Source organism: Pseudomonas cedrina subsp. cedrina, assembly GCF_001983175.1.
Lineage (GTDB): Bacteria > Pseudomonadota > Gammaproteobacteria > Pseudomonadales > Pseudomonadaceae > Aquipseudomonas > Aquipseudomonas cedrina.
In genome coordinates this window covers 514,604-527,617 of record NZ_MNPW01000003.1, presented here as the reverse complement: position 1 = coordinate 527,617, position 13,014 = coordinate 514,604, and the positions used below count along the sequence as shown (strand labels likewise).

The following is a 13,014-nucleotide window of genomic DNA, read 5'->3' as shown; positions in this document are numbered from 1 at the left end:
GTCGAGAGGTTAAAGAAGCAGTGGCGCAAATTAATGTCAGAGGTTTCGCGTTTTTCAGACAGACACTTCCCGATCCAGCTTTACCATCTTGTGAGTACTCTGCCGAATAAGGAAAAGTTCGCACAGCGTCAATACCGACGCGTACAAGGACAGAGACCAAACATGGCCGTCGATATGTTTTTGAAACTGGGCGATATCAAGGGTGAGTCAAGGGATCTGGCTCATCGGGACGAAATTGACGTTACCCACTGGGTGTGGGGCTTGTCGCAGACGGGTTCGATGCATTCCGGCACAGGTGGTGGCGTTGGCAAGGCTGATATTGGCAACCTGAACCTGAAGAAACCGCTGGACAGATCCAGCCCGAATTTGATGATGGCCTGTGCCAGCGGCAAGCATTATCCCGAAGCACGATTGGTGGTGCGCAAGGCCGGAGGTGCCAACCCGGTGGAGTATCTGGTGATCGCCTTGAAGGAAGTCATGGTGGCATCCTACAGCACCGGCGCGGAATCCGACGGCGATGTGCTGTATGACAACATCGCCCTGAACTTTGCCACTGTCGAGGTCAGTTACCAGCCGCAGAAGGCTGATGGCGCCAAGGACGGTGGGCCGGTGAAGTTTGGATGGAATATCCGGCAGAACGTGAAAATCTGACGCTCACTTCACCGCATACACTTTGCGTACATAAACCGTGCTCGTCCAGGCGCACGGTGCGCCTTTGGCTACGAAAACCGTGTCGCCGGGGTTGACGGTCAGGTCGCTACCCTGGTCATCCTGCAACGTGACGCTGCCTTCGAGCAGGTGCATCAGTTCGTGCAATTTGTGCGGGCGGCCGTGGCGGGCGTAGGGCGTTGAGTCCCAGATGCCGATGCGCAACTCGGTGGTCGCGTCGTCGAACAGGTTGAGCGCGCGACACTGCGGCGTGGGGCCGATCAGGATCGCCGGTTCCGGGGCGGCCGAGGGGTTGAGCAGGGTGCAGGGGTCGAGAAAGGTCAGGCCGGGGCGAGCCGGGGCGTCGGACAGGTTCAGGGCGCAGAACGCCCATTCACTTTGTTCGCTCGCCTGCACGCTGAGGTGGGTGCCACGGCCGATCACAGCGCTGGCGCCGACGCCCAGTTGCAACGTTTGTCCCGCGCTGCTGAGCACCACGTGGCCGGCGTGCACCACCAGCGTCTCGCTGTGGGGGAAGTCTTCGATCACGGTGTTACCGCTGAACCGCACCCGGCCTGCGGACACACCGTCGTCGCCAAGCCAGGCGAGCTGGCGATTGTCGCCGAACGGGTCAAGTGCGCTCAACGCCGCGTTATTGAAGGACGTGGCAACGCGGCTGCCATCGGCGCGAGCCAACAGCAGGATCTGGGGTAATGACATGGGTATTGCTCCGTGAGGGAAGTCAGCCGATCGCCTGGGTGATCAGGGCAAAAGGCTGCACGCCCTGGCTGGCCTGGGGCGGTGTTCCGAGGGCCATCTGTGCGACGGTGTCGATGTTCTTCAAGCCGGCTTGCTCGAGCCAGTCGCTGAGGCCGCATGCCACGGGGATGTCGATGCGCACGAAGGTGTCGGGGACCTGCGCCAGTAACGCCGCGATCAGGTGTTTGGCCTGGTTGAGGTTCTCGGCCACCACCGGGCCGATGCAGCGGCCACGGCCAAACGGGCGTAGCAGGGCGAAGCCGCGTAACTGGCCGTCGCGTTCGATGCCGACCGCGTGTTCGACCTGCAGGTCGCGCAATACTTCACGGCGATCCAGGCCGCTGGCGGCCTTGGCCAGGGCCAGCAGCGTGGCGTGATCATCGGCGGTCAGCGCACGGCAGCTTTCGACGGGTGCCAAGGCCGCAAGGTCGGGCACCAGCGCCTGGCCTTGATGCTGCTGGACCCGGCCATACTCGACAAAGCCCTGGCTGGCATACAGCGGCGCGCCGGCGAGCGTGGCGTTGAGCAGGGGCGTGCGTGAATCGCAGGCGGCGAGGGCCTTTTCCATCAAACGGCGACCGATGCCTTGGCCTTGGTAGTCATTGCTGACGATCACCAGGCCGATGCTCGCGTAATCGCCCTGTGGGCAGGTGAAGGCGCTGCCGATCAGGCGATCGCCGTCCATCACCACGAAGCCGTCGCTGACCCGTTGCAACATCGCCCAGTCTTCCAGGCGATGGGGCCATTTGAGCTGCACCGACAAGGCATGGGCGGCGGGCAGGTCGGCCACTGTCATTGGGCGGTAGGTATAAGCGGGGTGTGGCAGGGCGGACATGGCGAGCCTCCGTTTTGCGTGGTTTGTGTGTCGCTGGCTGCTTGTATCCCATCTGGTCTGAAGGCTGGCAAGAGGGGCGCCTGCATTCGGTAGATTCCTCGGGCTGTGCGAGGCGCGGCCACAGTTGCTACTTAATTGGTGCAGGCGCGCAGCAGCAAATGCTTTGTAGTGAGCGGGCTTGCCCCGCGCTGGGGGGCGAAGCCGCCCCAATAAGGACACCACCGAGTATCAGGATAGATCCGGGTCGCCTGGTTTGGGGCGGCTTCGCCTCCCAGCGCGGGGCAAGCCCGCTCACTACAGGGCAGGTCGAGCAATCTGCCACACTTTCTGCCGCCCACACCCCCCATTCTTAAGCCTCCGCCATCAGAAAGCCCCCTAAAAGCGCACAAACAAAGGCCCTGCCCAAGCCTGGCGCGCACCGCAAAGTCTGCTGAGGCCAGCCACCAAAACGGTGGTTTGTATTGAGCGCAGGTCGTTTTAGACGGCATATGCTGATTTCACAGTGGTGTAATGAAGCTGTGCTGCAACGAGGCCGACGCGCCGCCAGGGCAGCGAACGCTTGCCACACTCAACTGACTTCAGGACCGCACTCCATGAGCTTTCTTCGTCCCAAATTCATTACGTTCGACTGCTACGGTACGCTGACCAACTTCCACATGGGCACCATGACCCGCGAGCTGTTCGCCGACCGCATCACCCCCGAGCAGATGGACCAGTTCGTCAAGGACTTCTCGGCCTATCGCCTCGACCAGGTCATGGGCGACTGGCGCCCCTACGACGACATTCTCAAGACCGCCCTGGCGCGTACCTGCAAGCGCTGGGGTATCGACTATCGCGAAGAAGGCCAGTTGTATTACGACGCCGTGCCGACCTGGGGCCCGCATGCGGATGTGCCGGCTGGCCTGTCGAAGATTGCCGACAAGATCCCGCTGGTGATTTTCTCCAACGCCAGCGACAGCCAGATCATGTCCAACGTCGACAAGCTTGGCGCGCCGTTCCACAAGGTGTTCACCGCTGAACAGGCACAGGCCTACAAGCCGCGCCTGGCAGCGTTCGAGTTCATGCTCGACAACCTCGGCTGCGGGCCGGAAGACATCTTGCATGTGTCTTCCAGTTTCCGTTACGACCTGATGCCCGCCCACGACATGAAGATCAAGAACAAGGCGTTCGTTGCCCGTGGCCACGAAGTGCCGGGCAATGCGTTCTACGGTTACCAGCAGATCACCGATATCGGTGGCTTGCCGGCGTTGGTCGGTCTGTAAACGCGCACCTCGAGGGCACGACATGGGCAGTGAATCCTATTGGCTCGACACCGCACCGGCGTTTACCGGTGCCCAACCGGGCGGCTTGCCCGGGCAGGTCGACGTGGCGGTCGTCGGCGCTGGGTTCACCGGCCTGGCGGCGGCGCGGGCATTGGCGCTCAAGGGCGCCAGCGTGGTGGTGCTGGACGCCGGGCGGGTGATCGGTGAGGCCTCGGGGCGCAACGGTGGGCAGTGCAACACCGGGGTGGCCCAAGACTATGCCGGGCTGCATGCCAGCCTCGGTGCGGCCAAGGCACGCGCCTATTACCAGGCCTATGAAAGTGCGGTGCACACCGTGGTTTCGCTGGTCGAGCAGGAAGCGATCGCCTGCGACCTGGTACGCAACGGCAAGCTGAAGCTGGCGGCCAAGCCGATGCATTACGAAGGGCTGGCCCGCACCTGCGAGTTGATCCGCCAGGAGGTGGATGCCGATGTCGAATTGCTCAGCGCCGAGCAGACCCGTGCCGAAGTCAATTCGGCGCAGTTCCACGGCGGCTTGTTGCAGCGCAACGGCGTGCAGATGCACGTCGGCCGCTTTGGCGTCGGCCTGGCCGAAGCGGCGGCGCGACGCGGCGCAATGATCTACGAGCACATCGCGGTCAAGGATTGGAAGCCCCAGGCCGGCGGTTACCAGGTCAATACCGCCAAGGGTTCGCTGCATGCCGGGCAAGTGCTGCTGGCGACCGGCGCTTGCCAGCACGGCGACCTGGGCTGGTACCGCCGACGAATCGTGCCAGTGGGCAGCTTTGTCATCGCCACCGAAGTCTTGCCCCAAGCGCTGATCGATCAACTGCTGCCCCAACACCGGGCTTATGTGACCAGCCGCATGATCGGCAACTACTTTCGCCTGACCCCGGACAACCGCCTGCTGTTTGGCGGACGTGCGCGGTTTGCCATGTCCGACAGCGTCTCCGACGCCAAGAGCGGCAAGGTGCTGCAGGCCGCAATGTTGAACATGTTCCCGCAGTTGGCCGGCGTGAAGATCGACTACTGCTGGGGCGGGCTGGTGGACATGACGTCCGATCGCCTGCCCCGCGCCGGCCAGCATGGCGGTGTGTTCCATTCCATGGGCTACAGCGGCCATGGCGTGCAGATGTCGGTGCACATGGGTCAGGTGATGGCCGAGGTCATGGCCGGCAACACGGCGGCCAACCCGTGGGGCGAACTGGACTGGCCGGCGATCCCGGGGCATTTCGGCAAGCCGTGGTTCCTGCCCTTCGTGGGGGCTTATTACCGCTTTCAGGACTATTTGCACTGATTTGCCGTTGTTGCGTCACCGTCGTTTGTGTTTCCAGGACGCTGCGGACATCCGTAGCACTCGATTCTTCCGATTATCGACAGGTAGCCTTGATATGACTGACAACAAAAACACCCCCGAGCTTATCTCCGGCCAGGACAGCCTGCGGGTATTCGAAAGCCTCAACCGTGGCATGTCGCGCCGTAACGCCCTGCAGATGCTCGGCGTGGCGGGTGTCGCCGCGGCCGGCGCAGGCAGCCTGTTCGGCGCCGCCGGCAAGCTGTTCGCCGAGGAGGCAACGCCGGCGGGCAAGGGCAAGCCAGGCGGCAGAATCCGTGTTGCCGGCATGTCCAGTTCCACCGCCGATACCCTCGACCCGGCCAAGGGCGCGCTGTCCACCGACTACGTGCGTCACTTCATGTTCTACAACGGCTTGACCCGTTTCGATAAGCACTTGGTGCCGCAACTGCAACTGGCCGAGCGCATCGACAACACCGACGCCACGCTGTGGACCATCACCCTGCGCAAGGACGTGACCTTCCACAACGGCAAGAGCCTCACCGCAGCCGACGTGGTGTTCTCCCTCAGCCGTCACAAGGACCCGCTTACCGGCTCCAAAGTCATGCCGCTGATGGAGCAGTTCGCCGAAATCAAGGCCAGCGGCCCGAACGAAGTGCAGATCCGTCTCAGCGCGCCCAACGCCGAGCTGCCGTCGATCCTCGCCGTGTCGCACCTGTTGATCGTGCCCGAAGGCACTACCGACTTCAGCAAAGGCATCGGCACCGGGCCGTTCACGGTCGGCGAGTTCAAGCCGGGTGTGCGCTCGATTGCGGTGCGCAACAAGAATTACTGGAAACCGGGCCTGCCGTACCTCGACGAAATCGAATTCATCGCCATCGGCGACGAGCCGTCGCGGGTCAATGCGCTGTTGTCCGGCGATGTGCACATGATCAACGAGGTCAACCCGCGCTCCACCACGCGCATTGCCGCCAGTGCCAAACACCGCGTCGTCGATGCACCGTCGGGCAACTACACTGACTTGATCATCCGCCAGGACCAGTTGCCCGGCAAAAGCCCTGAATTCACCCAGGCCATGAAGCTGCTGCTGGACCGTGAACAGGTCAAGTCCGCGGTGTTCCGTGGCTTTGCCGTGGTCGGCAACGACCATCCGATCGCGCCGGGTTCGCGCTACTTCAACACCGACCTGCCGCAGACGGTCTACGACCCGGAAAAAGCCAGGTTCCTGCTGAAGAAGGCCGGCATGGAAAAAATCACCATGCCCGTCATGGCGTCGCCTGCCGCCACCGGCTCGGTGGACATCGCCGTGCTGTTGCAGCAATCGGCCAAACAGGCCGGGCTCACCCTGAACGTGAACCGCCTGCCCAGTGACGGCTACTGGTCCAACCACTGGATGAAGCACCCGTTGAGCTTCGGCAACATCAACCCACGGCCGAACGCCGACGTGATGTTCTCGCAGTTCTTCCAGTCCAAGGCGCCATGGAACGAGTCCGGCTGGCAGAACGAGCAGTTCGACCAACTGCTGATGCTGGCCCGTGGCGAAACCGACGATGCCAAGCGCGCCAGGATGTATGGCGACATGCAGGCCCTGGTGCACGACCACTGCGGTATCGGCGTGCCGGTGTTCATCAGCAACATCGACGGCGTCGACCAGCGCATCAAAGGCTATGACGCCAACCCGCTGGGCGGCTTCATGGGCTACATGTTCGCCGAGCAGGTGTGGCTGGACGCGTGAGGAGGGCAGTGCGATGAATAGCAATACCCTGTGGTTGATCGGCCGGCGCTTCGGCGCCGGGGTCGTGACCCTGTTGATCGTGTCGATGGTCGTGTTTGCGATCACGGCCGTACTGCCGGGGGACGCGGCGCAACAATCCCTCGGCCAGTTCGCGACCCCTGAACAGGTGGCGGCACTGCGCCTGAAACTGGGGTTGGACCAGCCCGGTGTGTTGCGCTACCTGCACTGGTTGATGAGCCTGCTCACCGGCGACATGGGCGTGTCAGTGTCCAACGCGATGCCGGTGGGTGAGTTGATGGCGGGGCGGGTGCCCAACACGCTGATGCTGGCGGGCGCAACGGCACTGGTGTCGGTGCCGGTGGCGCTGGTGCTCGGCATCGGCTCGGCGATGGGCCGCGGCGGGCGTATCGACAGTTGCCTGAGCTTCGTAACCCTGGCAATGGTCGCAGTGCCGGAGTTCCTGGTGGCTACCCTGGCGGTGCTGATCTTCGCGGTCAACCTCGGTTGGCTGTCGGCGCTGTCCTACGCCAGCGACATCACCTCGCCGCTGCAATTCATGCGCACCTATGCCTTGCCGGTGATGACCCTGTGTTGCGTGATCGTGGCACAAATGGCGCGCATGACCCGCGCCGCCGTGATCGACCAGCTCGACAGCCCCTACGTGGAAATGGCCCGGCTCAAGGGCGTCAGCCCGATACGCATCGTGTTGCGCCATGCCTTGCCCAATGCGATCGGGCCGATTGCCAACGCCATTGCCCTGAGCCTGTCATACCTGCTGGGGGGCGTAGTGATCGTCGAAACCATCTTCAACTATCCGGGCATCGCCAGTTTGATGGTCGATGCCGTGACCAACCGTGACATGGCGCTGGTGCAAGCCTGCACCATGTTGTTCTGCGCGGCCTACCTGGCCTTGGTGCTGCTCGCCGACCTGTGCGCAATCCTGTCCAACCCGAGGCTGAGAAACCAATGAACACGCTCATTGCGAAGTCAAAGCCTGTCTCGTCGGCCCTGGCACTCGCCAAGGTTTCCAGCGGCCCGTCGTGGCTTGGGCTGCTGGGCGCCGTGGTGTGCGTGGCCTGGCTGCTGGCGGCGCTGTTCGGCCCCTGGCTGGCACCGCACCCGGTGGGTGAGGTGGTGTCCGACAATATCTTCGAAGGCTTCAGCCTTGCCCATCCGTTCGGCACCGATTACCTGGGCCGCGACATGCTCAGCCGGGTGCTGGTGGGAGCGCGCTTCACGGTCGGCCTGGCGTTGGTCGCGGCATTGCTGGCCAGCACCCTGGGCACCGGTTGTGCGCTGTTGTCGGTGGTCTCGCCCAAGTGGCTGGACGAAATCATCAGCCGCATCATGGATGCCTTCATCTCGATCCCGAGCAAAATGCTCGCACTGATCATGGTCTCGGCCTTCGGCTCGTCCGTCACGCTGCTGATCTGCACCGCCGTCATCAGTTACATCCCCGGTTCGTTCCGCGTGGCCCGCAGCATGGCCGTCAACATCGAGGCCCTGGAATATGTGCAGGTGGCGCGAACCCGGGGTGAACGACGCCTGTATGTGGCGTGCATGGAGATCCTGCCGAATATGCTCAACCCGGTCTTGACCGACTTGGGCCTGCGCTTTGGCTACATCGTGCTGTTGCTCAGCGGCATGAGCTTTCTCGGCCTCGGCGTGCAACCACCGGACGCTGACCTTGGCTCGCTGGTGCGCGAAAACATCGGCGGGCTCAACCAGGGCGCGCTGGCGATCATCATTCCGGCGCTGGCCATCGGCACGCTGACCATCGGTGTGAATCTGTTGATCGACTACCTGTCGTCCCGACGTAGTCGCCGCACGGGAGGCCATTGAAATGACCGAATTGATTCGTGTCGAAGACCTGCGCGTGGTCGCGTGTGGCGAACACGGCGACGTGGAAATCGTCAAGGGTGTGAGTTTTTCCCTGGAAAAAGGTGAAGTGCTGGCGCTGATCGGCGAGTCCGGCTCGGGCAAGACCACCATCGCCCTGGCGTTGTTGGGCTATGCCCGGCGTGGCTGTCGCTTGTCCGGCGGAGTGGTGCAGGTCGGCGAACACGACATGCTCGCCCTCAGCGAAAAACAGCTGCAAGGCCTGCGCGGCAACCGCGTGTCCTATATCGCGCAAAGCGCCGCGGCGGCGTTCAACCCGGCCAAGAGGCTGATCGACCAGGTGGTGGAAGGCGCGTTGATTCACGGCCTGGGCACCCGCGCCGAGCTGCACGCCAAGGCGATCGGGCTGTTTCGCGACCTGGCCCTGCCCGACCCCGAACGTATCGCTCGACGCTACCCGCACCAGGTTTCCGGTGGGCAACTGCAACGGGTGATGGCGGCAATGGCGCTGATCAGCGATCCGTTGCTGGTGGTGCTTGACGAGCCTACCACCGCCCTCGACGTGACCACCCAGATCGACGTGCTGCGCGCTTTCAAGCGTGTGGTGCGTGAACGTGGCGCGACGGCGGTGTACGTGTCCCACGACCTGGCGGTCGTCGCGCAAATGGCCGACCAGATCGTGGTGCTCAATGGCGGGCAGATCCTTGAGCAAAGCGCCACGGCGCCGCTGCTCCAGGCCCCGGCCCACGAATACACGCGCAGCCTGCTCGCCGCCGCACGCCCGGACACCACCCTTCGCCCGCCATGCGGCATCGCCCAGGACGTACCGTTGCTGACCATCAGCGGCCTCACCGCCGGGTACGGCAACAAGAACATGCACGGCATGCCGTCGATTCGGGTGCTGGAAGACATCGACCTGACCGTGCGACGCGGCCAGGCCATCGGTGTGATCGGTGAGTCGGGTTCGGGTAAATCCACCCTGGCCCGCGTGGTTGCAGGGTTGTTGACGCCGGCCCTGGGTGGCTTGACCTTCGATGGCCAAGCGTTGGGCGGCAGCCTCGCAGAGCGTACGCCGGAACAGTTCCGGCGGATCCAGATGGTGTTCCAGAACGCCGACACCGCGCTCAACCCCATGCACAGCGTGGCGAGCATTATCAGCCGGCCGCTGAAAATGTACTTCGGCCTCAAAGGCGCGGCGCTGCAATCGCGCATCGGCGAACTGCTCGACCTGGTGCGCCTGCCCCGCGAGCTCGCCGAACGGCGCCCCAACGAACTGTCCGGCGGGCAGAAGCAGCGGGTCAACCTGGCCCGCGCATTGGCGGCCAAACCGGATCTGATCCTGTGCGACGAAGTCACATCGGCCCTGGATACGGTGGTCGGCGCCGCGATCCTTGAACTGCTGCGCGACCTGCGCCAGCAACTCGGCGTGTCGTATCTGTTCATCAGCCATGACATCTCCACCGTGCGCGCGCTGTGCGATGACATTGTGGTGATGTACAGCGGCCACAAGGTGCAGGCCGGCAGCCGCCAGTCGTTTGCCGAGGCGCCGTTCCATCCGTATACCGACTTGCTGATCCACTCGGTACCCGAATTGCGCCAGGGTTGGCTGGAGCACTGCGGCGCCACCAGCGGCGCGCTGCCGCCGGTTGGCGAGCGCGCCAACGTGCAGGAACTGTGCACCTTTCTCGATCGCTGCCCGGTACGCGTCGATGGCCTGTGCAACCGCACTGCGCCGAAGCGTCGCGCCCTGGACAACGGCGGTGAAATTCTTTGCCACCACGACAGCGCCCGGTTGCGCGACACGCAGCAGGGCGCCACCACCATCAACTTGGGAGCGTATGCATGAACGGGCGTTTTGTGAGGCTGGCCGAACAGGGCCGGCCGGCGGTCAGCCTGACAGTGGATGGTGCGCCCATCCAGGCCTTGCAGGGCGACACGCTGATGGTCGCGCTGCTGACTCACGGCACTGCGCTGCGCCAATCCGAATTCGACAGCGGGCGCCGCGCCGGCTTCTGCCTGATGGGCGCCTGCCAGGACTGCTGGGTGTGGACCCGCGCCGGCGAACGCCTGCGCGCCTGTTCCAATGAAGTCCGTGACGGGCTGGACATTGTCACCACACAACCGGAGGCAACATGGCCACTGCACGGGTAGTGATCGTCGGTGCCGGACCGGCCGGCGTGCGTTGCGCCGAAACCTTGCTGGCGGCCGGCATCAAACCGATCCTGATCGATGAAAATCGCCGCGACGGCGGGCAGATCTACCGTCGCCAGCCAGAAGGGTTCACCCGCGACTACGCCACGCTGTACGGCAGAGAAGCCGCCAAGGCCCAGGACCTGCACCAGAGTTTCGACCGCCTGCGCGAGGCCATCGACTACCGTCCCGATACCCTGGTGTGGAACCTCACGCCGGGGCAGTTGTGCTGCGTGAGCCAGGGCCGGCATCGCACGGTGGATTACGACGCGCTGATCCTCTGCACCGGCGCCACCGATCGCTTGATGCCCATCGAGGGCTGGCATCTGGCGGGCACCTACAGCCTGGGCGGCGCGCAGATCGCCTTGAAAAACCAGGCCGTGTCCATCGGCCATCGGGTGGTATTCATGGGCAGCGGGCCCTTGCTGTATCTGGTTGCCAGCCAATATGTCAAAGCCGGTGCCGAGGTGGCGGCGGTGCTCGATACATCGCCCCTGAGCCTGCGTTTGAAGGCCTTGCCCAAGCTGCTGGCGCGTCCGGGCGTGCTGTTCACCGGGATCAAGCTGCTGGCGCAGCTGTACCGCGCCAAGGTGGCGGTGCACCTGGGGATCAAGCCGCTGCAAGTACTTGGCGATGCAAGTCAGGGCGTAATGGGCGTGCGCTTCACCACCGGCAGCGGCCGGACCGCGACGGTGCAGGCCGATGCCGTCGCGCTGGGCTATCACCTGCGGCCCGAGACCCAGTTGGGCGACCTGGCCGGTTGCGCCATGGCGTTTGATCAGGCGTCGAGCCAGTGGTGGCTGGCGACCGACGACGCCGGCCGCACCTCGGTAAAGGGCGTGTACGCGGCCGGTGACGGCGCGAAGATCCGTGGCGCCGACGCCGCCGAGCACGCCGGGCGCCTGGTGGCGTTGGCGTTGCTCGAGGACCTGCAGCAACCGGTGAGCAGCGCTTTGCGAGACGGGCACCAGCAAGCCTTGGCGGTGATGGATCAATTTCGCCTTGGCCTGGCCCAGGCGTTCCCGTGGCCGAGCGAGCAGGCCAAGGCGCTGCCCGACAGCGCCATCGTGTGCCGCTGCGAAATGATCAGTGCCGGTGAACTGCGCCGCACCGTGAACGAGAAGGGTGCCTGTGAAGTCAACCGCGCCAAGGCATTCAGCCGCGTGGGCATGGGCCGTTGCCAGGGGCGTTATTGCGCCCACGCCGGCGCCGAAGTGATTGCCGCCGCCGCCGGTGTGCAGGTGCAGGAAGTCGGGCGCCAGCGCGGCCAGGCGCCGGTCAAACCGTTGTCGATGCTGATCGAGGAGGTCGCGCCATGACTGTGCAAAAAACCGATGTGGTGATTGTCGGCGGCGGGTTGATGGGCTCGGCGGCGGCGTTCTTCCTGCGCCGGCGCGGGCAGTCGGTGATCCTGCTGGAGCGTGACCAGATCGGTCAGTACGCCAGCGGCGTCAACTTCGGCAACGTGCGACGGCAAGGGCGCTTCCTCGGTCAACTGGCCCTGGCCAACCGTTCGTGGGCGCTGTGGAAACGCCTGCCGGAACTGATCGACGATGATCTTGAATTCATCCCCAGTGGGCACATGCGCGTGTGTTACCGCGAAGACGAAATCGCCGAGCTGGAGGCCTATGCCGCCGCACCGGAAGCGGCGCAACTGGACTTGCGGATCTATCGCGGCGCCGAGCTGCTCCAGCGTTTCGGCTTTCTGGGCCCCGACGTCAAAGGCGGCTCCTACGCGCCACACGACGGGCATGCCAACCCGCGCCTGGCGGCGCCTGCGTTTGCACGCGCCGCCACGCGTCTGGGCGCACGGATAGAAGAGCGCACCGAGGTCGCCGACGTGCAGAAGGTCGGCGGCGATTTCCACGTCACCACCACCGACGGCCGCCAGTTCCAAAGCGCGCAACTGTTGATCACAGCAGGCGCCTGGGGCCAGAAACTCTCGGCGCAGTTCGGCGAACCGGTGCCGCTGGATACCCATGGCCCGCAAATGGCAGTCACGGAGCCGGTGCCCTACGCCTTGCCGACGGTAATTGGTGTGTACACCAAAATCCCCGAAGAGGTGATCTACTTTCGCCAGATCCCGCGCGGCAATATCGTCATCGGCGGCGGTTACCGCAGCAAGCCGGACATGCTCAACCGCCGTGCCTATGTGGAGCCGCGCAGCATCCTCAACCAGGTGAGCCAGATGCGCCGCCTGCTGCCGGGCGTGGGTAACCTGAACATCATCCGTGTGTGGAGCGGCATCGAAGGCTACCTGCCGGACTCGCTGCCGGTGATGGGCCCCAGTGGCACCGTCGACGGGCTGTTCTATGCCTTCGGTTTTTGCGGCCACGGCTTCCAGCTCGGCCCTGGCGTGGGGGATGTGATGGCCGAACTGCTCAGCACCGGCAGCACCAGCACCCCGATCGCGCCGTTCTCAATCACCCGGTTCGCCTTACCGGCCTAACAA

12 protein-coding genes are annotated in these 13,014 nt (G+C 64.2%); 10 read left to right on the top strand and 2 right to left on the bottom strand.

All coding sequences use genetic code 11. The features are described from left to right. Positions 1–162: 162 nt before the first annotated feature. Entirely contained in the window at positions 163–651 is a 489-nt protein-coding gene (locus tag BLL36_RS08245) for an Hcp family type VI secretion system effector (protein WP_076950959.1), read from the top strand. Between the two features lie 3 nt (positions 652–654). Here BLL36_RS08245 and BLL36_RS08240 read toward each other — a convergent pair whose 3' ends face one another. Continuing rightward, positions 655–1,368, bottom strand: a complete 714-nt coding sequence (locus tag BLL36_RS08240; protein ID WP_076950958.1) for a cupin domain-containing protein — start codon at positions 1,366–1,368, stop codon at positions 655–657. A 22-nt stretch (positions 1,369–1,390) separates the two neighbouring features. Then, a complete protein-coding gene (locus tag BLL36_RS08235) occupies positions 1,391–2,242 on the bottom strand; it encodes a GNAT family N-acetyltransferase (protein WP_076950957.1) in 852 nt (283 codons plus the stop codon). Positions 2,243–2,835: 593 nt separating this feature from the next. On the opposite strand from BLL36_RS08235, the gene BLL36_RS08230 reads away from it, so the two are divergent. The 9 genes from BLL36_RS08230 (at position 2,836) to BLL36_RS08190 (ending at position 13,011) form a co-directional block, all read left to right on the top strand. Further along, on the top strand, positions 2,836–3,504 hold the full coding sequence (locus BLL36_RS08230) for a haloacid dehalogenase type II (protein WP_076950956.1): 669 nt from the start codon (positions 2,836–2,838) through the stop codon (positions 3,502–3,504). Between the two features lie 22 nt (positions 3,505–3,526). Then, on the top strand, positions 3,527–4,801 hold the full coding sequence (locus BLL36_RS08225) for an NAD(P)/FAD-dependent oxidoreductase (protein WP_076950955.1): 1,275 nt from the start codon (positions 3,527–3,529) through the stop codon (positions 4,799–4,801). A 94-nt stretch (positions 4,802–4,895) separates the two neighbouring features. Continuing rightward, a complete protein-coding gene (locus tag BLL36_RS08220) occupies positions 4,896–6,533 on the top strand; it encodes an ABC transporter substrate-binding protein (RefSeq protein WP_076950954.1) in 1,638 nt (545 codons plus the stop codon). 13 nt (positions 6,534–6,546) lie between these two features. Next, entirely contained in the window at positions 6,547–7,503 is a 957-nt protein-coding gene (locus BLL36_RS08215; RefSeq protein ID WP_076950953.1) for an ABC transporter permease, read from the top strand. Continuing rightward, positions 7,500–8,375, top strand: coding sequence for an ABC transporter permease (locus BLL36_RS08210; RefSeq protein ID WP_076950952.1), 876 nt, complete (start codon positions 7,500–7,502; stop codon positions 8,373–8,375). The genes BLL36_RS08215 and BLL36_RS08210 overlap by 4 nt, the downstream gene beginning before the upstream one ends. 1 nt (position 8,376) lies before the next feature. After that, positions 8,377–10,218 (top strand): ABC transporter ATP-binding protein, encoded by a 1,842-nt coding sequence (locus BLL36_RS08205; protein WP_076950951.1) that lies wholly within the window; start codon positions 8,377–8,379, stop codon positions 10,216–10,218. Further along, positions 10,215–10,523 (top strand): (2Fe-2S)-binding protein, encoded by a 309-nt coding sequence (locus BLL36_RS08200; RefSeq protein ID WP_076950950.1) that lies wholly within the window; start codon positions 10,215–10,217, stop codon positions 10,521–10,523. Before BLL36_RS08205 ends, BLL36_RS08200 begins: the two co-directional genes overlap by 4 nt. Next, positions 10,505–11,881: an FAD/NAD(P)-dependent oxidoreductase gene (locus tag BLL36_RS08195; RefSeq protein WP_076950949.1), complete on the top strand. Its 1,377-nt coding sequence runs from the start codon at positions 10,505–10,507 to the stop codon at positions 11,879–11,881. Before BLL36_RS08200 ends, BLL36_RS08195 begins: the two co-directional genes overlap by 19 nt. Beyond that, on the top strand, positions 11,878–13,011 hold the full coding sequence (locus tag BLL36_RS08190) for an NAD(P)/FAD-dependent oxidoreductase (RefSeq protein WP_076950948.1): 1,134 nt from the start codon (positions 11,878–11,880) through the stop codon (positions 13,009–13,011). Before BLL36_RS08195 ends, BLL36_RS08190 begins: the two co-directional genes overlap by 4 nt. Positions 13,012–13,014 lie beyond the last annotated feature (3 nt).